This is a genomic window from Streptomyces sp. NPDC001401, from assembly GCF_042895385.1.
In the GTDB taxonomy this organism is placed as follows: Bacteria; Actinomycetota; Actinomycetes; order Streptomycetales; family Streptomycetaceae; genus Streptomyces.
In genome coordinates this window covers 260471-281403 of sequence record NZ_JBIAWI010000015.1, presented here as the reverse complement: position 1 = coordinate 281403, position 20933 = coordinate 260471, and the positions used below count along the sequence as shown (strand labels likewise).

General features: G+C 65.9%; 32 protein-coding genes and 1 pseudogene. 2 read left to right on the top strand and 31 right to left on the bottom strand.

Going from position 1 to position 20933, the window contains the following annotated elements:
- The 29 genes and pseudogenes from ACFY10_RS39070 to rpsJ all read right to left on the bottom strand — a co-directional run.
- A pseudogene (locus ACFY10_RS39070) lies at positions 1-170 on the bottom strand (DNA-directed RNA polymerase subunit alpha); the annotation flags it as partial.
- Between the two features lie 154 nt (positions 171-324).
- Entirely contained in the window at positions 325-729 is a 405-nt protein-coding gene (gene rpsK / locus ACFY10_RS39065) for a 30S ribosomal protein S11 (protein ID WP_003956432.1), read from the bottom strand.
- A 70-nt stretch (positions 730-799) separates the two neighbouring features.
- Positions 800-1180, bottom strand: a complete 381-nt coding sequence (rpsM, locus tag ACFY10_RS39060; protein WP_020135802.1) for a 30S ribosomal protein S13 — start codon at positions 1178-1180, stop codon at positions 800-802.
- A 196-nt stretch (positions 1181-1376) separates the two neighbouring features.
- The gene (gene rpmJ, locus ACFY10_RS39055) at positions 1377-1490 is read right to left on the bottom strand and encodes a 50S ribosomal protein L36 (protein WP_003998809.1); all 114 of its coding nucleotides are present in this window, start codon (positions 1488-1490) and stop codon (positions 1377-1379) included.
- 59 nt (positions 1491-1549) lie between these two features.
- Positions 1550-1771: a translation initiation factor IF-1 gene (infA, locus tag ACFY10_RS39050; protein ID WP_003948620.1), complete on the bottom strand. Its 222-nt coding sequence runs from the start codon at positions 1769-1771 to the stop codon at positions 1550-1552.
- Between the two features lie 152 nt (positions 1772-1923).
- Positions 1924-2760: a type I methionyl aminopeptidase gene (gene map, locus ACFY10_RS39045; RefSeq protein WP_390670028.1), complete on the bottom strand. Its 837-nt coding sequence runs from the start codon at positions 2758-2760 to the stop codon at positions 1924-1926.
- 99 nt (positions 2761-2859) lie between these two features.
- A complete protein-coding gene (locus ACFY10_RS39040; RefSeq protein WP_232650423.1) occupies positions 2860-3522 on the bottom strand; it encodes an adenylate kinase in 663 nt (220 codons plus the stop codon).
- A complete protein-coding gene (gene secY / locus ACFY10_RS39035) occupies positions 3522-4835 on the bottom strand; it encodes a preprotein translocase subunit SecY (RefSeq protein WP_390670027.1) in 1314 nt (437 codons plus the stop codon). Before secY ends, ACFY10_RS39040 begins: the two co-directional genes overlap by 1 nt.
- Before the next feature lie 187 nt (positions 4836-5022).
- Positions 5023-5478, bottom strand: coding sequence for a 50S ribosomal protein L15 (gene rplO / locus ACFY10_RS39030; RefSeq protein WP_003974249.1), 456 nt, complete (start codon positions 5476-5478; stop codon positions 5023-5025).
- A gap of 2 nt (positions 5479-5480) precedes the next feature.
- A complete protein-coding gene (rpmD, locus tag ACFY10_RS39025) occupies positions 5481-5663 on the bottom strand; it encodes a 50S ribosomal protein L30 (RefSeq protein ID WP_003974250.1) in 183 nt (60 codons plus the stop codon).
- Positions 5664-5665: 2 nt separating this feature from the next.
- Positions 5666-6271 (bottom strand): 30S ribosomal protein S5, encoded by a 606-nt coding sequence (rpsE, locus tag ACFY10_RS39020; protein WP_019753099.1) that lies wholly within the window; start codon positions 6269-6271, stop codon positions 5666-5668.
- A 36-nt stretch (positions 6272-6307) separates the two neighbouring features.
- Complete coding sequence (rplR, locus tag ACFY10_RS39015; protein ID WP_007494754.1) at positions 6308-6691, bottom strand: 50S ribosomal protein L18; 384 nt, start codon at positions 6689-6691, stop codon at positions 6308-6310.
- A 3-nt stretch (positions 6692-6694) separates the two neighbouring features.
- A complete protein-coding gene (gene rplF / locus ACFY10_RS39010; protein ID WP_390670026.1) occupies positions 6695-7234 on the bottom strand; it encodes a 50S ribosomal protein L6 in 540 nt (179 codons plus the stop codon).
- A 24-nt stretch (positions 7235-7258) separates the two neighbouring features.
- Positions 7259-7657: a 30S ribosomal protein S8 gene (rpsH, locus tag ACFY10_RS39005; RefSeq protein ID WP_030930492.1), complete on the bottom strand. Its 399-nt coding sequence runs from the start codon at positions 7655-7657 to the stop codon at positions 7259-7261.
- 213 nt (positions 7658-7870) lie between these two features.
- Positions 7871-8056: a type Z 30S ribosomal protein S14 gene (locus tag ACFY10_RS39000; RefSeq protein ID WP_003948630.1), complete on the bottom strand. Its 186-nt coding sequence runs from the start codon at positions 8054-8056 to the stop codon at positions 7871-7873.
- 5 nt (positions 8057-8061) lie between these two features.
- Positions 8062-8619, bottom strand: a complete 558-nt coding sequence (gene rplE / locus ACFY10_RS38995; RefSeq protein ID WP_007494758.1) for a 50S ribosomal protein L5 — start codon at positions 8617-8619, stop codon at positions 8062-8064.
- Positions 8619-8942, bottom strand: coding sequence for a 50S ribosomal protein L24 (gene rplX, locus ACFY10_RS38990; protein ID WP_018543913.1), 324 nt, complete (start codon positions 8940-8942; stop codon positions 8619-8621). Before rplX ends, rplE begins: the two co-directional genes overlap by 1 nt.
- Before the next feature lie 2 nt (positions 8943-8944).
- Positions 8945-9313, bottom strand: coding sequence for a 50S ribosomal protein L14 (gene rplN, locus ACFY10_RS38985; protein WP_003998823.1), 369 nt, complete (start codon positions 9311-9313; stop codon positions 8945-8947).
- Between the two features lie 97 nt (positions 9314-9410).
- Entirely contained in the window at positions 9411-9701 is a 291-nt protein-coding gene (gene rpsQ, locus ACFY10_RS38980) for a 30S ribosomal protein S17 (protein WP_099930779.1), read from the bottom strand.
- Entirely contained in the window at positions 9701-9925 is a 225-nt protein-coding gene (rpmC, locus tag ACFY10_RS38975) for a 50S ribosomal protein L29 (RefSeq protein WP_030930505.1), read from the bottom strand. The genes rpsQ and rpmC overlap by 1 nt, the downstream gene beginning before the upstream one ends.
- Positions 9925-10344 (bottom strand): 50S ribosomal protein L16, encoded by a 420-nt coding sequence (gene rplP, locus ACFY10_RS38970; protein ID WP_009327094.1) that lies wholly within the window; start codon positions 10342-10344, stop codon positions 9925-9927. Before rplP ends, rpmC begins: the two co-directional genes overlap by 1 nt.
- Positions 10345-10349: 5 nt before the next feature.
- The gene (gene rpsC / locus ACFY10_RS38965; protein WP_126273791.1) at positions 10350-11177 is read right to left on the bottom strand and encodes a 30S ribosomal protein S3; all 828 of its coding nucleotides are present in this window, start codon (positions 11175-11177) and stop codon (positions 10350-10352) included.
- A complete protein-coding gene (rplV, locus tag ACFY10_RS38960) occupies positions 11177-11524 on the bottom strand; it encodes a 50S ribosomal protein L22 (protein ID WP_003974262.1) in 348 nt (115 codons plus the stop codon). The genes rpsC and rplV overlap by 1 nt, the downstream gene beginning before the upstream one ends.
- A gap of 44 nt (positions 11525-11568) precedes the next feature.
- Positions 11569-11850 (bottom strand): 30S ribosomal protein S19, encoded by a 282-nt coding sequence (rpsS, locus tag ACFY10_RS38955; RefSeq protein ID WP_030930516.1) that lies wholly within the window; start codon positions 11848-11850, stop codon positions 11569-11571.
- 12 nt (positions 11851-11862) lie between these two features.
- Entirely contained in the window at positions 11863-12699 is an 837-nt protein-coding gene (gene rplB / locus ACFY10_RS38950; RefSeq protein WP_390670025.1) for a 50S ribosomal protein L2, read from the bottom strand.
- Between the two features lie 38 nt (positions 12700-12737).
- Positions 12738-13157, bottom strand: a complete 420-nt coding sequence (gene rplW, locus ACFY10_RS38945) for a 50S ribosomal protein L23 (protein ID WP_030930522.1) — start codon at positions 13155-13157, stop codon at positions 12738-12740.
- The gene (gene rplD, locus ACFY10_RS38940) at positions 13157-13813 is read right to left on the bottom strand and encodes a 50S ribosomal protein L4 (protein WP_266958977.1); all 657 of its coding nucleotides are present in this window, start codon (positions 13811-13813) and stop codon (positions 13157-13159) included. The genes rplW and rplD overlap by 1 nt, the downstream gene beginning before the upstream one ends.
- Before the next feature lie 7 nt (positions 13814-13820).
- Complete coding sequence (gene rplC / locus ACFY10_RS38935; protein ID WP_053753931.1) at positions 13821-14465, bottom strand: 50S ribosomal protein L3; 645 nt, start codon at positions 14463-14465, stop codon at positions 13821-13823.
- 17 nt (positions 14466-14482) lie between these two features.
- On the bottom strand, positions 14483-14791 hold the full coding sequence (gene rpsJ / locus ACFY10_RS38930; RefSeq protein WP_003948644.1) for a 30S ribosomal protein S10: 309 nt from the start codon (positions 14789-14791) through the stop codon (positions 14483-14485).
- Positions 14792-15380: 589 nt separating this feature from the next.
- Between rpsJ and ACFY10_RS38925 the strand changes: the two genes are divergently transcribed.
- Together ACFY10_RS38925 and ACFY10_RS38920 are read left to right on the top strand one after the other, a co-directional pair.
- Positions 15381-16553 (top strand): right-handed parallel beta-helix repeat-containing protein, encoded by a 1173-nt coding sequence (locus ACFY10_RS38925; protein ID WP_390670024.1) that lies wholly within the window; start codon positions 15381-15383, stop codon positions 16551-16553.
- A 122-nt stretch (positions 16554-16675) separates the two neighbouring features.
- Complete coding sequence (locus ACFY10_RS38920) at positions 16676-18043, top strand: S41 family peptidase (protein ID WP_390670023.1); 1368 nt, start codon at positions 16676-16678, stop codon at positions 18041-18043.
- 148 nt (positions 18044-18191) lie between these two features.
- Here the strand turns inward: ACFY10_RS38920 and ACFY10_RS38915 are convergent, their stop codons facing one another.
- Positions 18192-19334 carry an acyltransferase family protein gene (locus tag ACFY10_RS38915; RefSeq protein WP_390670022.1) on the bottom strand — a complete coding sequence of 381 codons (1143 nt, stop codon included), beginning with the start codon at positions 19332-19334 and terminating at the stop codon, positions 18192-18194.
- A 265-nt stretch (positions 19335-19599) separates the two neighbouring features.
- Positions 19600-20793 (bottom strand): elongation factor Tu, encoded by a 1194-nt coding sequence (tuf, locus tag ACFY10_RS38910; protein ID WP_093905285.1) that lies wholly within the window; start codon positions 20791-20793, stop codon positions 19600-19602.
- Positions 20794-20933: the final 140 nt, after the last annotated feature.

The following is a 20933-nucleotide window of genomic DNA, read 5'->3' as shown; positions in this document are numbered from 1 at the left end:
TCGATGCGGATGGACGTGACCGCCGCACCCGGGATCGAGGAGAGGAGCGTACGGCGAAGGGAGTTGCCGAGGGTGTAGCCGAAGCCCGGCTCCAGCGGCTCGATCACGAACCGGGAGCGGAACTCGTCGACGACCTCTTCGGTCAACGAGGGACGCTGAGCGATCAGCATGTGTGGATCAGATCCTTCTTTCGTGGACGCCCGCTATTTGACGCCCGACGGAAACCGCGCCCGTGAAAAGCGCGGGTACTGCAAGGGTACGGGCGATACGGCCCTTACAGAGCCGTACCGCCCGAAACCAAGCCTGCTGCGAAGCAGCCGTGCGTCAGACGCGACGACGCTTCGGCGGACGGCAGCCGTTGTGCGGGGTGGGGGTGACGTCCTGGATGGAGCCGACCTCGAGACCGGTGGCCTGGAGGGAGCGGATCGCGGTCTCGCGACCGGAGCCCGGGCCCTTCACGAAGACGTCGACCTTGCGCATGCCGTGCTCCTGCGCGCGGCGGGCGGCCGACTCGGCGGCCATCTGCGCGGCGAAGGGGGTGGACTTGCGCGAGCCCTTGAAGCCGACGTGGCCGGCGGAGGCCCAGGAGATCACGTTGCCCGAGGGGTCCGTGATCGAGACGATCGTGTTGTTGAACGTGCTCTTGATGTGCGCGTGGCCGTGAGCGACGTTCTTCTTTTCCTTGCGGCGCACCTTCTTGGCAGCGCCCTGACGACCCTTGGGGGGCATCTACTAACTCCTACGGGGAGGTGGTCGGTCCTACAGCGAAGACCGCTGATGAAGCGTTGTCCGCTGAGGACTACTTCTTGCCCGGCTTCTTCTTGCCGGCGATGGCGCGACGCGGACCCTTGCGGGTACGGGCGTTGGTGCTGGTGCGCTGACCGCGGACGGGCAGACCGCGGCGGTGACGGAGACCCTGGTAGCAGCCGATCTCCACCTTGCGGCGGATGTCGGCCTGGATCTCGCGACGGAGGTCACCCTCGGTCTTGATGTTGTTGTCGACGTACTCGCGGATCGCGACCAGCTGCTCTTCGCTCAGGTCACGAACACGGGTGTTCGGGTCGATGCCCGTCTCCGCCAGCGTCTGCTGCGAAAGGGTCCGGCCGATGCCGAACACGTAGGTGAGGGCGACCTCCACGCGCTTTTCGCGCGGGATGTCAACACCGGAAACGCGTGCCATTCAATGGCTCCTGGTGATCTTCGGAGGTCTTCCGCAGAACCGGTTCCCAGCCGCCGTACCAGGTACGAACTGGGTCCCCGGCCTCCGAACCGGGGGTGTCAGGCGAAAGCTCGCCTGGGTCCTGCGTATGAACATATTCAGCTCGCGTCGCGCGAATCTCTGCGATATCGATGCAGAGGGATCGGTCGATCGTGCGTCAGCCCTGGCGCTGCTTGTGGCGCGGGTTCTCGCAGATGACCATGACCCGACCGTGACGGCGGATCACCCTGCACTTGTCGCAGATCTTCTTGACGCTCGGCTTGACCTTCATGGGATTGAGGTTCTCCGGGTCAGTGCCACCACCCCGCCGAAGCGGAATGCGGGCAAGATCTACTTGTAGCGGTAGACGATCCGGCCACGCGTCAGGTCGTACGGAGACAGCTCCACCACGACCCGGTCGTCAGGGAGGATGCGGATGTAGTGCATACGCATCTTGCCGCTGATGTGTGCCAGGACCTGGTGGCCGTTCTGGAGCTCGACCTTGAACATGGCGTTCGGAAGAGACTCGACGACAGTGCCCTCGATCTCGATGGCACCTTGCTTCTTGGCCACGCTTCGCCCTTCGAATCGACTACCTTGATCGACTCCGTGCGTTTCCCTTACGGGCGCATGCGGACATGCGGGTACACGAGAGCCGACGAGTCAGTCTACGTCAGCCCACTCGGAAAGACGAATCGAGGAAGGATGCCCCGGCGGGGAGATCCTTAAGCCAGCGGATCCGGCGCGGCAGTAACCCCGTGCTCGGCCAGCTTGGCCTTGCCACCGTCCGGAGCCGTGAGTACCAAGGGCCCCTGCTCGGTCAGTGCGACGGAGTGCTCCCAGTGGGACGACCACGTACCGTCCGTGGTGATGACCGTCCAGTCGTCCGACAGGACCTCGGTCTTCGGGGTGCCCAGGGAGACCATCGGCTCGATCGCGAGGCAGAATCCGGTGACCAGCTTCGGCCCCTTGCCCCGGCGCTTCTCGACGTAGTTCAGCAGATGCGGGTCCATGTGCATCTCGGTGCCGATGCCGTGGCCGCCGTAGTCCTCGATGATCCCGTACTTGCCGCCGCCGGGCTTGGGCTGGCGGCGGATGTACGTCTCGATCGCGCGGGAGACGTCGACGAGCCGGTTGCCCTGCTTCATCGCCGCGATGCCCGCCCACATGGACTCTTCCGTGACCCGCGAGAGCTCGATCAGCTCCGGGGCGTGGCCGGAGCCGACGAAGGCGGTGTACGCGGCGTCGCCGTGCCAGCCGTCGATGATCGCGCCGCAGTCGATGGAGATGATGTCGCCGTCCTTCAGGACGACGTCGTCGGACGGGATGCCGTGCACGACGACCTCGTTGACGGAGGTGCAGATGGTCGCCGGAAAGCCGCCGTAGCCAAGGAAGTTCGGCTTGGCGTTGTGCTCGGCGAGTACCTTGCGCGCGACCTGGTCCAGGTCCTTGGTGGTGGCCCCGGGCACCGCGGCCTCACGAGTGGCCGCGTGGATGGCGGCGACGACCAGCCCCGCCTCACGCATCTTGGCGATCTGCTCGGGGGTCTTGATCTGCACCATGGGTGGCCTGCGCTCTCCGTCACTCACGTCAACCGGTTACCTACACAACAGTACGGCCGTGACGCCCCGTCGGGTGCCACGGCCGTAACTGGCTGACGGCTACTTGCCGTCGTCCTCGCGCTTGAGGGCTTCCAGCGCCCGCTGCGTGACCTCGCCCACCGGGCCGAGGGACGAGATCGTGACGACCAGGCCCTGCGACTTGTAGTAGTCGATGATCGGCTCGGTCTGCGTGTGGTAGACCTCGAGCCGCGTGCGGACGGTGTCCTCGGAGTCGTCGTCACGCTGGTACAGCTCGCCGCCGCAGACGTCGCAGACGCCTTCCTTCTTCGCCGGGCTGTACGTCACGTGGAACACGTGCGCCGAGTCGTTACGGCAGATGCGCCGACCGGCGATCCGCTTGACGACCTCTTCCTCGGGGACCTCGAGGTCGAGTACCGCGTCCAGCTTGATGCCCTCGGTCTTGAGCAGCTCGTCGAGCGCCTCGGCCTGCGAGACATTGCGCGGGAAACCGTCGAGCAGGAAGCCGTTCTCCGCGTCCGGCTGCTCCATGCGGTCCTTGGCCATCGCGATGGTGACCTCGTCGGGGACGAGGTTGCCGGCGTCCATGTAGGACTTCGCGAGTTTCCCGAGCTCCGTCTGCTGGCTGATGTTGGCGCGGAACAGGTCGCCCGTGGAGATGTGCGGGACGCGCAGCTTGTCGGCAAGGCGAGTGGCCTGCGTGCCCTTTCCTGCACCCGGCGGCCCGACGAGGACGATTCGCATCAGCGGAGGAACCCTTCGTAATTGCGCTGCTGAAGCTGGCTCTCAATCTGCTTCACCGTCTCGAGGCCAACACCCACGATGATCAGGATGCTGGTACCACCGAACGGGAAGTTCTGGCTTGCCCCGAAGCCAACCAACGCCATCGTCGGTACGAGAGCGATCAGACCCAGATACAGCGAACCCGGCCAGGTGATCCGGTTGAGTACGTAACTCAGGTACTCAGCGGTCGGTCGGCCAGCCCGGATGCCCGGGATGAAGCCACCATACTTCTTCATGTTGTCGGCGACTTCCTCGGGGTTGAAGGAGATCGCCACGTAGAAGAACGCGAAGAAAACGATCAGCAAGAAGTACGTGGTGACATAGACCGGGTGATCACCCTTGGTCAGGTTGTCCTGGACCCACGTCTTCCAGCCGGAATTGCCGCCCGAGAACTGGGCGATCAGGCTCGGAATGTAGAGCAGCGAAGAGGCGAAGATCACGGGGATGACACCCGCCTGGTTGACCTTCAGCGGGATGTACGTCGACGTACCACCGTACGACCGGCGTCCGATCATGCGCTTCGCGTACTGCACCGGGATCCGCCGCTGGGCCTGCTCGACGAAGACGACCAGCCCGACCATGACGAGACCCACGGCGATCACCGTGCCGAACTCGATCCAGCCACCGGCGAGCTTGCCCTGCAGCTTGATGGTCCACAGCGCGCTCGGGAAGGTGGCGGCGATCGAGATGAACATCAGGATCGACATGCCGTTGCCGATGCCGCGGTCGGTGATGAGCTCACCGAGCCACATGACTACACCCGTACCGGCGGTCATCGTGACGACCATGGTGATGGTCGTGAAGATCGACTGGTCCGGAACGATCTGGCTGGCCACCGGGCAGCCGGTGAACAGGGCGCCACTGCGGGCGGTGGCGACCAGGCCGGTGCCCTGCAGGATGGCCAGCGCCACCGTCAGGTACCGGGTGTACTGCGTGATCTTCGCCGTGCCGGCCTGGCCCTCCTTCTTGAGGGCTTCGAGGCGCGGGATCACCACGGTCAGCAGCTGGAGGATGATGCTCGCCGTGATGTACGGCATGATGCCGAGCGCGAAGATCGTGATCTGCAGCAGCGCGCCACCACTGAACATGTTGATCAGACTGAACAGGCCGCGGTTCGAGCTGGCCACATCCATGCACTGCTGGACGTTCTTGTAGTCGACGCCCGGGATCGGGATGTGTGTACCGACCCGGTACACCACGATGATGGCGAGCGTGAAGAGCAGTTTCTTGCGCAGGTCGGGCGTCCTGAACGCCCGGGCGAACGCGGTGAGCACGGTGCCTCCTGCGACCCCCGCGCAACTGCGTCAAGGGTGACGGTCTTGAGGTTCGACGGATACAAAAAAGAACAGTGCAGGCTACCTTACCGGCGGCACGGCTCCCCTTGGAACGACCGACCGGGGATACCTCATTGTGAGGTATCCCCGGTCGGGACTTCTTACGTCATCGAGACGTCCGAAAAATTCAGACGAGCTCGGTGACGGTGCCGCCGGCGGCGGTGATCTTCTCCTTGGCGGAGCCGGAGACGGCGTCGACCGTCACCTGCAGCGCCACGGAGATCTCGCCCTGGCCGAGGACCTTGACGAGGCTGTTCTTGCGAACGGCACCCTTGGCCACCAGACCCTCGACGGTGACTTCGCCACCCTCGGGGTAGAGCGCGGCCAGCTTGTCGAGGTTCACGACCTGGAACTCGGTCTTGAACGGGTTCTTGAAGCCCTTCAGCTTCGGAAGACGCATGTGGAGGGGCATCTGCCCACCCTCGAAGCGCTCCGGAACCTGGTAACGGGCCTTCGTGCCCTTGGTACCACGACCGGCCGTCTTACCCTTCGACGCCTCACCACGACCGACACGGGTCTTCGCGGTCTTGGCGCCCGGGGCGGGACGGAGGTTGTGGATCTTGAGCGGGTTGTTCTCCGCCATGATCAGTCGACCTCCTCGACCGTCACGAGGTGGCGGACGGTGTGCACCATGCCGCGGAACTCGGGGCGGTCCTCCTTGACGACCTGCGTGTTGATGCCCTTGAGACCAAGGGAGCGCAGGGTGTCACGGTGGTTCTGCTTGCTGCCGATGTAGGACTTGACCTGCGTAATCTTGAGCTGCGCCATGATTACGCACCCGCCCCGGCACGCGCACGCAGCAGGGCCGCGGGGGCGACGTCCTCGAGCGGCAGACCACGGCGGGCCGCGATCTCCTCGGGACGCTGCAGACCCTTCAGGGCCTCCACGGTCGCGTGCACGATGTTGATCGCGTTGTCGGAGCCGAGCGACTTCGACAGCACGTCGTGGATACCGGCGCACTCGAGCACGGCACGCACCGGGCCACCGGCGATAACACCGGTACCGGGGGACGCGGGCTTGAGCAGAACAACGCCGGCAGCCTTCTCACCCTGGATCGGGTGCGGGATGGTGCCCTGGATACGGGGGACCTTGAAGAAGTGCTTCTTGGCCTCCTCAACGCCCTTGGCGATGGCGGCCGGCACCTCCTTGGCCTTGCCGTAACCGACACCCACGGTGCCGTCACCGTCGCCCACCACGACCAGCGCGGTGAAGCTGAAGCGACGACCACCCTTCACAACCTTGGCGACACGGTTGATCGCGACGACACGCTCAACGTAAGCAGTCTTCTCGGCGGCAGCTGCGCCACCGTCACGACCCTTACGGTCCCGCCGCTCGCCGCCACCGGCACCGCTTCCACGGCGCTGGGGTCCAGCCATTGGATTACCTCTCTCTTTCCGCTAGCTACGAGCGGCTCAGAACTTGAGCCCGGCTTCGCGGGCGGCGTCCGCCAGGGCGGCGATGCGCCCGGCGTACTGGTTGCCACCACGGTCGAATACGACGGCCTCGACACCGGCGGCCTTGGCGCGCTCGGCGACCAGGGCACCGACCTGCTTGGCCTGCGCGGACTTGTCGCCCTCGCCACCGCGGATCGAGGTGTCCAGGGTGGACGCCGACGCAAGGGTGTGACCCTTGATGTCGTCGATCACCTGGGCCACGATGTGGCGGTTGGAGCGGGTAACGACCAGACGCGGACGCTCCGCCGTTCCGTTGATGTGCTTACGGATCCGGATGTGGCGGCGCTTGATCGCGGCGCGCTTGTAGGCGTCGCCCTTAAGGATCTTCTGTCCGTATGCCATGGCTTACTTACCCGCCTTTCCGACCTTGCGGCGGATGACTTCGCCCTCGTACTTGACGCCCTTGGCCTTGTACGGGTCGGGCTTGCGCAGCTTGCGGATGTTGGCCGCAACCTCGCCGACCTTCTGCTTGTCGATGCCCTCGACCGAGAACCGGGTGGGGGCCTCCACCTTGAAGGTGATGCCCTCGGGGGCCTCGACGGTGATCGGGTGGCTGTAGCCGAGAGCGAACTCGAGGTTCGAACCCTTGGCGGTCACTCGGTAACCGACACCGCTGATCTCGAGCTTCTTCACGTAACCCTGGGTCACGCCGGTGATCATGTTCGCCACCAGCGTGCGGGACAGGCCGTGCAGGGCCTTGTTCTGACGCTCGTCGTTGGGGCGGGTGACGTTGAGAACGCCGTCCTCACCCTTGGCGATGTCGATCGGCGAAGCGACGGTGTGGGTCAGCGTGCCCTTGGGGCCCTTGACCGAGACCGTACGGCCGTCGATGGTGACGTCCACGCCGGCGGGAACCGTGATGGGGAGCTTGCCAATACGCGACATAGCTTTTTCCTCCGTTCCCTTCCGCTACCAGACGTAGGCGAGGACTTCCCCACCCACGCCCTTCTTGCCGGCCTGCTTGTCGGTCAGGAGACCGTGCGACGTGGAGATGATCGCCACGCCGAGGCCACCGAGGACCTTGGGCAGGTTGGTGGACTTCGCGTAAACCCGGAGACCGGGCTTGGAGATCCGCTTGATGCCCGCGATGGAGCGCTCACGGTTCGGGCCGAACTTCAGCTCGAGAACGAGGTTCTTGCCGACCTCGGCGTCCTCGACCTTCCAGCCCGTGATGAAGCCCTCCTGCTGGAGGATCTCCGCGATGTGCGACTTGATCTTCGATGCCGGCATCGACACGGAGTCGTGGTATGCCGAGTTCGCGTTCCGCAGACGCGTAAGCATGTCTGCGATCGGATCAGTCATGGTCATGAATTGGCCTTCGGCCTCTCTCGCCGGGGTTTCCAAGTGCCCATCCCTCTCCTCGATCCGAGACGAGGCGGGTGCGGTGCGGTGGACCTACGGCGTAGTAAGTCGTACGGGCGACCATCAGGCGCCCAACCCTCCAAGCCTAAGCCATGGAGAGGAGGGCGCCTGACACGCCCATTGCTTACCGAGAGCTTCGGGAATCCCTGATTTGGGGGATTACCAGGAGCTCTTGGTCACGCCCGGCAGCTCGCCACGGTGAGCCATCTCACGAAGGCACACGCGGCACAGGCCGAACTTGCGGTACACGGAGTGGGGACGGCCGCAGCGCTGGCAGCGCGTGTAGCCACGCACGCCGAACTTGGGCTTGCGAGCAGCCTTCGCGATCAGAGCCTTCTTCGCCATCTCGCTCACGCCTCCTTGAAGGGGAAGCCGAGGTGACGAAGGAGCGCACGGCCCTCAGCGTCGTTGGTCGCCGTGGTGACCACGGTGATGTCCATACCCCGGACGCGGTCGATCTTGTCCTGGTCGATCTCGTGGAACATGACCTGCTCCGTGAGACCGAAGGTGTAGTTGCCACGGCCGTCGAACTGCTTGGGGGACAGACCACGGAAGTCGCGGATGCGCGGGAGCGCGAGCGACAGGGTGCGGTCCAGGAACTCCCACATGCGGTCGCCACGGAGCGTGACATGGGCACCGATCGGCTGACCCTCACGCAGCTTGAACTGCGCGATGGACTTGCGGGCCTTGGTGACGGCCGGCTTCTGACCGGTGATCGTGGTGAGGTCGCGGATGGCGCCCTCGATCAGCTTGGAGTCGCGGGCGGCGTCGCCCACACCCATGTTGACCACGATCTTGACGAGGCCGGGGATCTGCATGACGTTCTCGTACTTGAACTCGTCACGCAGCTTGCCCGCGATCTCCTCGCGGTACTTCGTCTTGAGACGCGGAGTGGTGGTGGTAGCCATCAGATGTCCTCACCCGTCCGCTTGGCAACGCGGATCTTGTTGCCCTCGTCGTCGAAGCGGTAACCGACACGCGTGACGACCTTGTTGCCGTCCTTCTCAACGACCAGCTGGACGTTGGAGACGTGGATCGGCGCCTCGGTCGTGACGATGCCGCCGGCCTGCGAACCGCTGGCGGTCGGACCGGCCTTGGTGTGCTTCTTGACCCGGTTGACACCCTCGACCAGGACACGCTCGTCGCGCGGGTAAGCGGCAATGACCTTGCCCTGCTTGCCCTTGTCCTTGCCGGTGATGACCTGGACCAGGTCGCCCTTCTTGATCTTCATGCTTACAGCACCTCCGGAGCCAGCGAGATGATCTTCATGAACTTCTTCTCGCGCAGCTCACGCCCGACCGGGCCGAAGATGCGGGTGCCGCGAGGGTCGCCGTCGTTCTTCAGAATGACGGCGGCGTTCTCGTCGAAGCGGATGTACGAGCCGTCCGGACGGCGGCGCTCCTTGACGGTGCGAACGATGACCGCCTTGACGACGTCACCCTTCTTCACGTTGCCACCGGGGATCGCGTCCTTGACGGTGGCGACGATGACGTCACCGATGCCCGCGTAGCGGCGACCGGAGCCACCGAGCACACGGATGCAAAGGATTTCCTTCGCACCAGTGTTGTCGGCGACACGCAGTCGCGACTCCTGCTGGATCACGTCTATCTCCTGTTTGTCTGCCGGTTCCCGGCAGGGGTTCTTTTACGAACCCCTGCCGAGCCTGGCGGAACTGTCCTGCGGGGATGCCCGCAGGAAATTACTTGGCCTTCTCGAGGATCTCGACGACGCGCCAGCGCTTCGTCGCGGACAGCGGCCGGGTCTCCGCAAGGAGGACACGGTCGCCGACACCCGCGGCGTTCTGCTCGTCGTGCGCCTTGAGCTTGTTCGTACGGCGGATGACCTTGCCGTACAGCGCGTGCTTCACGCGGTCCTCGACAGCGACGACGACGGTCTTGTCCATCTTGTCGCTGACGACGAGACCCTCACGGGTCTTGCGGGCGCCACGTGCCTCGGTCGTCTGCTCTTCAGTCACATTGCTCTCGCTCATCAGGCGTTCTCCACCGTTTCGATGCCCAGCTCACGCTCGCGCATCAGGGTGTAGATCCGCGCGATGTCCTTACGGACCGCCTTCAGGCGGCCGTGGTTCTCGAGCTGACCCGTCGCCGCCTGGAAGCGGAGGTTGAACAGCTCTTCCTTGGACTCGCGGAGCTTCGCCAGAAGCTCCTCGTTGCCCAGCTCGCGCAGCTCGGACGCCTTGGTACCGGCCGACATCACGCTTCACCTGCCTCGCGCTTGACGATCCGGCACTTCATCGGCAGCTTGTGAGCGGCACGAGTGAGGGCCTCACGCGCAATCTTCTCGTTGGGGTACGACAGCTCGAACATCACGCGTCCGGGCTTGACGTTGGCGATCCACCACTCCGGAGAACCCTTACCGGAACCCATGCGGGTCTCGGCAGGCTTCTTGGTGAGGGGACGGTCCGGGTAGATGTTGATCCAGACCTTGCCACCACGCTTGATGTGACGCGTCATGGCGATACGAGCGGCCTCGATCTGACGGTTCGTCACGTACGCCGGGGTGAGCGCCTGGATGCCGTACTCGCCGAACGCAACCTGCGTGCCGCCCTTGGCAGCGCCGGAGCGCTTCGGGTGGTGCTGCTTGCGGTGCTTGACCCTACGGGGGATCAGCATGTCGGTCAGGCCTCCGTTCCGGTGCTCTCAGCCGGAGCGGCGGCGGGAGCCTCGGCCTTGGGGGCCTCGGAGCCTGCAGCCTGCTGCGGCTTGCGACCGCGCCCGCCACGCTCGCCACCGCGGCCACCACGGGCCGGGCGGTCGGCGCCACCACGGGCCGGGCGGTTACCCGCACGGGCCGCAGCGTTCTCGGCGCGGACCTCGGCGATGTTCTTGACGTCGCCCTTGTAGATCCAGACCTTCACACCGATGCGGCCGAAGGTCGTCTTGGCCTCGAAGAAGCCGTAGTCCACGTTCGCGCGGAGCGTGTGCAGGGGCACACGGCCCTCGCGGTAGAACTCCGAGCGGGACATCTCGGCGCCACCGAGGCGGCCACCGCACTGGATCTTGATGCCCTTGGCGCCGGCCTTCATCGCCGACTGCATGCTCTTACGCATGGCGCGGCGGAAGGAGACGCGGGAGGAGAGCTGCTCGGCGACGGCCTGAGCAACCAGCTGAGCGTCCGTCTCGGGGTTCTTGACCTCGAGGATGTTCAGCTGGACCTGCTTGCCCGTGAGCTTCTCGAGGTCACCGCGGATGCGGTCGGCCTCGGCGCCACGGCGGCCGATGACGATGCCCGGACGAGCGGTGTGGATGTCCACACGCACACGGTCACGGGTGCGCTCGATCTCAACCTTCGAGATGCCGGCGCGCTCCATGCCGGACGTCATCATCCGACGGATGGCGACGTCTTCCTTGACGTAGTCCTTGTACAGCTTGTCGGCGTACCACCGGGACTTGAAGTCCGTGGTGACACCGAGCCGGAACCCATGCGGGTTAACCTTCTGGCCCATTACCGGGTTCCTTCCTTGCTGCTGACGACCACGGTGATGTGGCTGGTCCGCTTGCGGATCCGGTAGGCACGGCCCTGGGCACGCGGACGGAACCGCTTCAGGGTCGGGCCCTCGTCGACGTACGCCTCGGAGATGAAGAGGCTGTCGGCGTCGGTGTGGTCGTAGTTGTGCGCGGCGTTGGCGATGGCGCTGTCGAGCACCTTGCCGACGGGCACGGAGGCTGCCTGCGGAGCGAATCGCAGAACAGCCTGAGCCTCCGTGGCGTCCATGCCACGGATAAGGTCCACCACGCGGCGGGCCTTCATGGGCGTAACGCGGATGTACCGCGCCTGGGCCCTGGCTTCCATGGTTGTCCCTCTCAGTTACTTACGTGTCTGAATGCGATCCGCTACTAGCGGCGCTTCGACTTCCGGTCGTCCTTGACGTGGCCCCGGAAGGTGCGCGTCGGCGAGAACTCGCCGAGCTTGTGGCCGACCATCGACTCGGTGACGAACACCGGGATGTGGGTCTTGCCGTTGTGCACCGCGATCGTGTGGCCGAGCATGGCCGGGACGATCATCGAGCGACGGGACCAGGTCTTGATGACGTTCTTGGAACCGGCTTCGTTCTGAGCATCCACCTTCTTGGCGAGGTGCTCGTCGACGAAGGGCCCCTTCTTGAGACTGCGCGGCATCTAAACCCGCTCCTAGCGCTTCTTGTTCGTCTTGCGGCGGCGGACGATGTACTTGTTCGACGCCTTCTTGGGCGAACGAGTACGACCTTCCTTCTGACCCCAGGGGCTGACCGGGTGGCGACCACCGGAGGTCTTGCCCTCACCACCACCGTGCGGGTGGTCAACCGGGTTCATCGCCACACCGCGAACGGTCGGGCGGACGCCCAGCCAGCGCTTGCGGCCGGCCTTGCCCCAGTTGATGTTGCTCTGCTCGGCGTTGCCGACCTCGCCGACCGTGGCGCGGCAGCGCTGGTCGACCAGGCGGATCTCACCGGACGGCATGCGGAGGTGGGCCATCGAGCCCTCCTTCGCGAGCAGCTGCACGGAGGCACCGGCGGAGCGGGCGAACTTGGCGCCGCCGCCCGGACGAAGCTCCACGGAGTGGATCGTCGTACCGACCGGGATGTTGCGCAGCGCCAGGTTGTTGCCGGGCTTGATGTCGGCGCCGGGACCGTTCTCGATCCGGTCGCCCTGGTTCAGGCCCTTCGGCGCCAGGATGTAGCGCTTCTCGCCGTCCGCGTAGTGGAGCAGCGCGATGCGCGCGGTGCGGTTGGGGTCGTACTCGATGTGCGCGACCTTCGCCGGCACGCCGTCCTTGTCGTGACGACGGAAGTCGATCACTCGGTAGGCGCGCTTGTGTCCGCCACCCTGGTGGCGAACGGTCACACGACCGGCGTTGTTACGGCCGCCCTTGCTGTGCAGCGGGCGGACCAGCGACTTCTCCGGCGTGGACCGCGTGACCTCGACGAAGTCGGCGACGCTGGAGCCACGGCGGCCCGGCGTAGTCGGCTTGTACTTGCGGATTCCCATTTCTCAGTCCTCGTCCGATATCGGACGATCCGACCCGCTTACGCGGTCGGACCGCCGAAGATGTCGATACGGTCGCCCTCGGCGAGGGTCACGATCGCGCGCTTGGTCGCCGCACGCTGGCCGAAGCCGGTGCGGGTCCGCTTGCGCTTGCCGATGCGGTTGATCGTGTTGACCCCGGTGACCTTGACCGAGAAGACCGCCTGGACGGCCTGCTTGATCTGGGTCTTGTTGGCACTCGGGTCGACGATGAACGTGTACTTGTTCTCGTCGAGAAGCGCGTAGCTCTTCTCGGAGACGACCGGCTTCAGCAGGACGTCACGGGGGTCCGTGTACGACTTGCTCAGCGGCGTCTCGACGGTGTTCTTGCCCTCGGCCTCGTGGCGACGCGCCTTGGCGACGCGCGCGGCCTTGGCGGCCTTGGCCGCCTTGGAGGCAATGCTCGGGTGACGCGTAGCCATCAGGCTTCGCTCCCTTCGGTGTCAGCGGCCTTGGGGCCAGACACGAAGGACTCGAAAGCGGCCTGGGTGAAGACCACGTCGTCCGAGACGAGAACGTCGTACGTGTTCAGCTGGCCCGGCTCCAGGATGTGGACCTGGGGCAGGTTGCGGGCGGACAGCCACGCGGCCTCGTCGGCGCGCTCGACGACCAGGAGCAGGTTCTTGCGCTCCGAGATCTTGCCGAACAGCGTCCTGGCGGCCTTCGTCGACGGGTTCTCACCCTCGACGACGCCGGAGACGACGTGGATGCGGTTGTGGCGGGCCCGGTCGGTGAGGGCGTGACGCAGGGCGGCAGCCTTCATCTTCTTCGGGGTCCGCTGCGAGTAGTCACGCGGCACGGGACCGTGCACGACGCCACCACCGGCGAACTGCGGGGCGCGGGTCGAGCCCTGACGGGCGCGGCCGGTGCCCTTCTGGCGGTACGGCTTCTTGCCGCCACCGCGAACCTCGCCACGGGTCTTGGTCTTGTGCGTGCCCTGACGGGCCGCGGCCAGCTGCGCGACGACGACCTGGTGGATCAGCGGAATGCTGACCTTCTCGACGTCGAAGATCTCCGCGGGGAGCTCGACGGAACCGGCCTTGTCGCCCGCCGGCGAAAGGATGTCAACAGTGCTCATCGGTACCTCAGGCCCCCTTGGCCGCGGTGCGGACCAGGACGAGGCCGCCGTTCGGACCAGGAACCGCGCCCTTGATGAGCAGCAGACCCTTCTCCGCGTCAACGGCGTGGACGGTCAGGTTCTGGGTGGTGACCCGCTCGTTGCCCATGCGACCCGCCATGCGGAGGCCCTTGAACACACGGCCCGGGGTGGCGCAGCCACCGATGGAGCCGGGAGAGCGGTGCTTGCGCTGGGTGCCGTGTCCGGCGCCGAGGCCCTTGAAGTTGTGACGCTTCATGACACCGGCGAAGCCCTTGCCCTTGCTCTTGCCGGTCACGTCGACCTTGATGCCGGCCTCGAACACCTCGGCGGTGATCTCCTGGCCGAGGGTGTACTCGCTGGCGTCAGCGGTACGGATCTCGACGAGGTGGCGGCGGGGAGTGACGTCGGCCTTGGCGAAGTGGCCCTTGAGGGGCTTGTTCACCTTGCGCGGGTCGATCTCGCCGAAGGCGATCTGGACCGACTCGTAGCCGTCGCTGTCGTTCGTACGCACCTGGGTGACGACGTTCGGGCCGGCCTTGACGACGGTGACCGGAACAACACGGTTGTTCTCGTCCCACACCTGCGTCATGCCGAGCTTCTCGCCCAGGATGCCCTTGATCTGCTTAGCCATTCTCAGATCACCGACCCTCAGAGCTTGATCTCGATGTCGACACCGGCCGGGAGGTCGAGTCGCATCAGAGAGTCAACGGTCTTGGGCGTCGGGTCGAGGATGTCGATCAGGCGCTTGTGCGTGCGCATCTCGAAGTGCTCGCGCGAGTCCTTGTACTTGTGCGGCGACTTGATGACGCAGTACACGTTCTTCTCAGTGGGCAGCGGCACCGGGCCCGCGACCGACGCACCAGTGCGGGTCACCGTCTCGACGATCTTCTTCGCCGAGGAGTCGATGACCTCGTGGTCGTAGGCCTTGAGCCGGATGCGGATCTTCTGTCCCGCCATGGCTACTCAGTAGTCCTGTCTCTATACAGCTCTGGAACCCGGCGGTTCCGTACCCTTCTCCTCCGACCCACGCGGTCGGGCGTGTCGCGCTTTCACTGACACAGATGTCCCTTGTTCGAACATCCCTGCCGGGAAAACACGGCCCTTCCGGAACCGCAAGCCGAGGACGAGAAGTCCACCGGGTGCCTGGTCGGTGCCGCACTGACACTTCCCGGAAGATTCCCGTACGTCCGCCCCAGTGCTGCCTTACGGCAGTTAGGGCGACGAGTACTGTGGGACTCGCTTCCGGTCCTCCCGGCGGGAGGCGCGCAGCATCAACACTCGACCGAGCAACTCCGACAGTCTGCCATACGGGGCAGGGGGCTGGCCAATCGAGCCGGAGAGAATACCCCCGGAGTGACGCAGGTCAAACACGCGCCCTAGTCGCACACCTGACACACCCTCACTCGCGTTCATGTCCGTGAATAAGAATCAAGCACCTATCTATTGACGCGTCCATAGCAAGCGCTTACGGTCCCGGTTGAGTACGGAGGAAAGCGCTTTCCCTTGCACGGCACCCCTGGTCACGGACGAACCCGGAGGCACCACCATGCAAGTGAGACCCGTCATCGCGTGTGTCAGTCTGCTGTCCGGCGCGCTGGTCGCGCTGTCCGGCACCCCGGCGCAGGCCGCGAGCACCACGCAGTACGTGTCGCCGAGCGGCACCGCCGGCGCGGCCGGCACGCAGTCCGCCCCGACGACGCTCGCCACCGCGATCAGCCGCATCGCATCCGGCGGCACCATCTACCTGCGCGGCGGGACGTACAACTACTCGTCGACGATCACGATCCCGGCCGGCAGCAACGGCACCTCGAGCGCCCGCACCACCCTGGCCGCCTACCCGGGCGAGACCCCGGTGCTCAACTTCTCGGCGCAGAGCGAGAGTTCGTCGAACCGCGGGCTCCAGCTGAACGCCGACTACTGGCACGTCCAGGGCCTCACCGTCGAGCACGCCGGCGACAACGGGATCTACGTCGGCGGCAGCAACAACGTCATCGAGCGCACGGTGACGGCGTACAACCGCGACACGGGCCTGCAGCTGGGCCGGATCTCCTCCAGCACCCCAAGCAGCCAGTGGCCGTCGAACAACCTGATCGTGAGCTCGGAGTCGCACGACAACGAGGACTCCGGCGGCGAGAACGCGGACGGCTTCGCGGCGAAGCTCACCACCGGCACCGGAAACGTCTTCCGCTACGACGTGTCCCACAACAACATCGACGACGGCTGGGACCTCTACACCAAGACCGACACGGGCGCCATCGGCCCGGTGACCATCGAGTACTCCCTCTCCTACGGCAACGGCACCCTCACCGACGGCACCCAGAACGCGAACGGCGACCGCAACGGCTACAAGCTCGGCGGCGACGACATCGCGGTCAATCATGTGGTCCGGCACGACATCGCCTACGGCAACGGCCATCACGGGTTCACGTACAACAGCAACCCGGGCACGATGACGATCTCGAACAACGTCGGCATCGACAACGCCCAGCGCAACTTCTCGTTCGACGCGGGCACGTCGGTCTTCCGCACCAACACCTCGTGCCGCTTCAACGTCAGCGGCTCGAACGACAAGACCGTCGGTGACGCCGACAGCTCCAACCAGTTCTACAGCGGCACGAACGGCTCCCGCTGCTCCTCCTACAGTGGCGCCCTCGGCTGGTCCTTCGCCTCGGACGGCCATCTCGCCGTGACCTTCGGCGGCAAGGTGGTCACGCCGTGACCAGGGGTTTCTGAATCCCCTGGGGCTTCCCCCACCCCGATACACCGGCTTGCCGGATGGTCCGGGGGAAGCCGCCCCGGCCACGGTGGTTGCACACCTTGCACCCACCGGAAGGACCGCTCGTGCGCATCGTCACGGCCACCACCGTCATCCTGACCCTGGCGGCGGGAGCCGCACCGGCCGCCGTGGCCGACGCCGGCAGATCCAGTACCGACGGCCTGTGGCGCATGGACGGCTACGGCACCGTCCTCGCCCTCGGCCACGGGGTCTACCAGGAGTACCAGACCACCGCGGTGAGCTGCCTCAAGGGCGACTCGGCGCGGCAGACGGGCCCGGGCACGTACACGGCGGACGGCGTCGTGCTGACCGTGCGCCTCGGTCACGACCGCGATCACGCGCAGCTGTCGGCGGACAGTTCCGTGGGCCACCGGCAGCTGCGGCGGATCGGGGCGCTGCCCGCGGAGTGCACCCTACGGACGCCCACGGACCCCCGTACCTCCTTCGACGTGTTCTGGCAGTCGTTCGCGGAGAACTACCCCTTCTTCGCCGCCAAGGGCATCGACTGGCATGCCGTGCGCGACCGTTACCGGCCGCTGGTCCACAAGGACACAACCCGCTCGGAGCTCTTCGACGTCTTCAGCCGCATGGTCGCCCCGCTCCACGACGCCCATGTCGCCGTACAGGACGGCGAACGCGTCTTCGCCCAGGGCCGCCCCGGCACCGAGATTCCCTCGGACACGCTGGACGCCAGGGTCAAGAAGTTCATCGTCGGGCGCGACCTCAAGGGCGCCCCCTACCGACGGGACTTCGCCGCCGGCCGCATCACCTACGCCGACCTGCCCGACGGCGGCCCCGGCTACCTGCGCATCTCCGGCTTCGGCGGGTACACGACCGCCGACCACGGCTCGTACGCCGCCAACCTGGCCGAGCTCGACAAGGCGCTCGAAACCGTCCTCACCGCGGAGTGCACCCGGCGCCTGCCCGGCCTGATCATCGACCTGCGCGTCAACGGCGGCGGCTCCGACGCCCTCGGCATCCACATCGCCGAGCGCCTCACCGACCGCCCCTACATCGCCTACGCCAAGCGCGCCCGCAACGACCCCGCCGACCCGACCCGGCACACGCGCCCCGAGCCCGTACCCGTGACCCCCGCGCACGCGCCCCGCTACACCGGCCCCGTCGCCGTCCTGACCGGCGGCTCCACGGTGAGCGCGGGCGAGACGTTCACCCAGGCGCTCATGGACCGCCCGGGCAGGACGGTGCGCATCGGGCAGCCCACGCAGGGCGTCTTCTCGGACGTCATGGCCCGCAAGCTCCCGGACGGCATGGCCGCCTGGCTCCCCAACGAGGAGTTCCTGACCCACACGGGCCACACCTTCGACGGCACGGGCATCCCACCACAGATCACCGAACCGGTCTTCACAAAGGAGGAGTTCACCAAGAACAGGGACTCGGCATTCGACCGAGCGGTGAGCGAACTGGGGCGCTGAGCAAGGTGCGCGAAGGGCGTTACGGCTCGGCAGCCCCCTCAGGGGCGCGGGGCTGTATCGATATGCGGCTCCGACGCGTGGGCGCGACCAGCCACAACGCACCCGTAGACAATCGCCGACCAATCGCGGCACTTCCCGGGGGAGCAAGCTAAGCGCTCGCGTGCCGCAGGCGCGCAAACGACGTATCCAGTCCCCGCTTCAGCACCCGCGCCGCAGGCCGTTCCACCAGCCGGTGAACAAGCCAGCTCACCACCAGGAACCCGGCGATCACGACGACAACCAGCAGCCGGGGATCCATCGTGCCGCGGAGCTGCCCGATCAGCGTCGTACCGGCCACGTAGTGGATCAAGTACAGCGGATACGTCAGGCTGCCCGCAGTGACCAGCCACTTCCAGCGAATGCGATCCGTCGCACCGAGCGCGATCGCGGCCATGACGAGCAGGAACACGGTGTAGATCACCATGCTGCCCCGCCATCCGGAGACATGCTCGGTGTTGTCGATCCTCAGGCCCAGCTGCCGCTGCCCCATCAGCCACGCCATCGCGAGGATGCCCCACAGCAGCAGGTCCTGGCCGAAGCGGTGCATGAGGTAGAGGGCGAGGCCGGCGATGAAGAACCAGGCACCCTCCGGGTTGGCGGCCAGCGTCAGGAGGTGGAAATCCGCCACCGGGGCGAGCATCGCGGCCGCGCCCCAGACACAGCAGAAGATCACGACCTTGCGGTACGTCAGCCCGGTGGCGACGACGACCATGAAGAGCAGATAGAAGCGCAGCTCCGACCAGAGCGTCCAGTAGACGCGGTCGACGTTCGCCACGCCCGAACCCGCCTGCAGCATCGTGAAGTTGAGCAGAACGTCGCGCAGCTTCAGCCGGTCCCAGACCCCCGGCGCCACCACCAGCACGGCGGTGGTGAAGGCGATCCCGAACCAGTACGCCGGGTACAGGCGGATCACCCGGGAGACGAAGAACTCCCGCGGGGTGCGCCCCCAGCAGGACATGCAGATCACGAAGCCGCTGATCACGAAGAAGATCTCGACGCCGATCCAGCCGTAGGCGGCGAAATGGAAGACCGTCGGCATGATGTCGGAGACCGGCCGGTCCCAGACGGCGTTGGCCGGCTGGTCGACGCGCCAGCTGCCGGCGTAGTGGTGCACGGCCACCATCAGGGCGGCGACGAGACGGATGCCGTCGATGGCGTACAGACGGGGACGCTCGCGGCGGAGCGGGGCCGCCTGACGGCGTACCTGCACCGTGCGCAGCTGCTGCGTCGGCCGGTCGACCATCGTGGACATCAACGACCATCCCCTGTCTTGCCTGCTCCGACCACTCACGCTAGGGGGTCACAACCGCCACACAGCGAACAGACGAGAACATTCGGGGCATCGACCACGGGGATTTGGTCCAACCCTCGACGAGTTGTCCCGCAAGGTTCGCCGAGACTTCACCGTGCGACCGTCGGCCCTGCCGGCGCAGGGCAAGCGAAAAGGCCCGTACGACCGAAGTCGTACGGGCCCCTTCAGGAGCTCGCGCTGGAGCTACCAGGTCAAACCAACAAACTTACTTGTTGATCTTGGTGACCTGGCCGGCGCCGACCGTCCGGCCACCCTCACGGATGGCGAACTTCAGGCCCTCTTCCATGGCGACGGGCTGGATGAGCTCCACCTTCATCTCGGTGTTGTCACCCGGCATGACCATCTCGGTGCCCTCGGGGAGGGTCACGACGCCGGTCACGTCCGTCGTACGGAAGTAGAACTGCGGACGGTAGTTGTTGAAGAACGGCGTGTGGCGGCCACCCTCGTCCTTGGACAGGATGTACGCCTGGGCCTCGAACTCCGTGTGCGGGGTGACCGAGCCGGGCTTGATGATGACCTGGCCGCGCTCGACGTCCTCGCGCTTGATGCCGCGGAGCAGCAGACCGACGTTCTCACCGGCCTGGCCCTCGTCGAGCAGCTTGCGGAACATCTCGATGCCGGTGACCGTGGTGGTGGTCTTCTCCTGCTTGATGCCCACGATGTCGACGGTCTCGTTGACCTTCAGGACACCACGCTCGATACGACCGGTGACGACGGTGCCACGACCGGTGATCGTGAAGACGTCCTCGATCGGCATCAGGAACGGCTTGTCGACGTCACGCTCGGGCTGCGGGATGTTCTCGTCGACGGCCTTCATCAGGTCGAGGACGGACTGGCCCCACTCCTTGTCGCCCTCAAGGGCCTTGAGCGCCGAGACCTTGACGACCGGCAGGTCGTCGCCCGGGAACTCGTACTCGGAGAGCAGCTCGCGGACCTCGAGCTCGACGAGCTCCAGGATCTCCTCGTCGTCCACCATGTCGGCCTTGTTCAGGGCGACGACGATGTACGGAACGCCGACCTGGCGGGCCAGGAGCACGTGCTCCTTGGTCTGCGGCATCGGGCCGTCGGTGGCGGCGACCACGAGGATGGCGCCGTCCATCTGGGCAGCACCGGTGATCATGTTCTTGATGTAGTCAGCGTGACCCGGGCAGTCGACGTGCGCGTAGTGACGCGTCTCCGTCTGGTACTCGACGTGCGCGATGGAGATGGTGATACCGCGCTGGCGCTCCTCGGGAGCCTTGTCGATCTGGTCGAACGCCGAGGCCTCGTTCAGGTCCGGGTACGCGTCGTGCAGCACCTTGGTAATGGCGGCCGTGAGGGTCGTCTTACCGTGGTCGATGTGACCGATGGTGCCGATGTTGACGTGCGGCTTAGTCCGCTCGAACTTCGCCTTCGCCACTGGGGTCCTCCTGTGGAGTGGTTCTGGTACGCCTTACTTCATCGGCGCCAGGTGATCTTTGCTGTTAGTGCCCGGGCCCCGGGGCACCACTCGCAAACGGTGACGAATGCGGGTGAATGCCCCGGCAGGCTCCGGAGTCA

Coding starts and splice junctions, on each gene's coding strand:
- rpsK (WP_003956432.1), bottom strand. CDS start 729: ATGCCCCCCAAGGGTCGTCAGGGCGCTGCCAAGAAGGTGCGCCGCAAG.
- rpsM (WP_020135802.1), bottom strand. CDS start 1,180: ATGGCACGCGTTTCCGGTGTTGACATCCCGCGCGAAAAGCGCGTGGAG.
- rpmJ (WP_003998809.1), bottom strand. CDS start 1,490: ATGAAGGTCAAGCCGAGCGTCAAGAAGATCTGCGACAAGTGCAGGGTG.
- map (WP_390670028.1), bottom strand. CDS start 2,760: ATGGTGCAGATCAAGACCCCCGAGCAGATCGCCAAGATGCGTGAGGCG.
- ACFY10_RS39040 (WP_232650423.1), bottom strand. CDS start 3,522: ATGCGAATCGTCCTCGTCGGGCCGCCGGGTGCAGGAAAGGGCACGCAG.
- rplO (WP_003974249.1), bottom strand. CDS start 5,478: ATGGCGGAGAACAACCCGCTCAAGATCCACAACCTCCGTCCCGCCCCG.
- rpmD (WP_003974250.1), bottom strand. CDS start 5,663: ATGGCGCAGCTCAAGATTACGCAGGTCAAGTCCTACATCGGCAGCAAG.
- rpsE (WP_019753099.1), bottom strand. CDS start 6,271: ATGGCTGGACCCCAGCGCCGTGGAAGCGGTGCCGGTGGCGGCGAGCGG.
- rplR (WP_007494754.1), bottom strand. CDS start 6,691: ATGGCATACGGACAGAAGATCCTTAAGGGCGACGCCTACAAGCGCGCC.
- rplF (WP_390670026.1), bottom strand. CDS start 7,234: ATGTCGCGTATTGGCAAGCTCCCCATCACGGTTCCCGCCGGCGTGGAC.
- rpsH (WP_030930492.1), bottom strand. CDS start 7,657: ATGACCATGACTGATCCGATCGCAGACATGCTTACGCGTCTGCGGAAC.
- ACFY10_RS39000 (WP_003948630.1), bottom strand. CDS start 8,056: ATGGCGAAGAAGGCTCTGATCGCGAAGGCTGCTCGCAAGCCCAAGTTC.
- rplE (WP_007494758.1), bottom strand. CDS start 8,619: ATGGCTACCACCACCACTCCGCGTCTCAAGACGAAGTACCGCGAGGAG.
- rplX (WP_018543913.1), bottom strand. CDS start 8,942: ATGAAGATCAAGAAGGGCGACCTGGTCCAGGTCATCACCGGCAAGGAC.
- rpsQ (WP_099930779.1), bottom strand. CDS start 9,701: ATGAGCGAGAGCAATGTGACTGAAGAGCAGACGACCGAGGCACGTGGC.
- rpmC (WP_030930505.1), bottom strand. CDS start 9,925: ATGTCGGCCGGTACCAAGGCGTCCGAGCTGCGCGAGCTGGGCAACGAG.
- rplP (WP_009327094.1), bottom strand. CDS start 10,344: ATGCTGATCCCCCGTAGGGTCAAGCACCGCAAGCAGCACCACCCGAAG.
- rpsC (WP_126273791.1), bottom strand. CDS start 11,177: ATGGGCCAGAAGGTTAACCCGCATGGGTTCCGGCTCGGTGTCACCACG.
- rplV (WP_003974262.1), bottom strand. CDS start 11,524: ATGGAAGCCAGGGCCCAGGCGCGGTACATCCGCGTTACGCCCATGAAG.
- rpsS (WP_030930516.1), bottom strand. CDS start 11,850: ATGCCGCGCAGTCTCAAGAAGGGGCCCTTCGTCGACGAGCACCTCGCC.
- rplB (WP_390670025.1), bottom strand. CDS start 12,699: ATGGGAATCCGCAAGTACAAGCCGACTACGCCGGGCCGCCGTGGCTCC.
- rplW (WP_030930522.1), bottom strand. CDS start 13,157: ATGGCTACGCGTCACCCGAGCATTGCCTCCAAGGCGGCCAAGGCCGCC.
- rplD (WP_266958977.1), bottom strand. CDS start 13,813: ATGAGCACTGTTGACATCCTTTCGCCGGCGGGCGACAAGGCCGGTTCC.
- rplC (WP_053753931.1), bottom strand. CDS start 14,465: ATGGCTAAGCAGATCAAGGGCATCCTGGGCGAGAAGCTCGGCATGACG.
- rpsJ (WP_003948644.1), bottom strand. CDS start 14,791: ATGGCGGGACAGAAGATCCGCATCCGGCTCAAGGCCTACGACCACGAG.
- ACFY10_RS38925 (WP_390670024.1), top strand. CDS start 15,381: ATGCAAGTGAGACCCGTCATCGCGTGTGTCAGTCTGCTGTCCGGCGCG.
- ACFY10_RS38915 (WP_390670022.1), bottom strand. CDS start 19,334: ATGTCCACGATGGTCGACCGGCCGACGCAGCAGCTGCGCACGGTGCAG.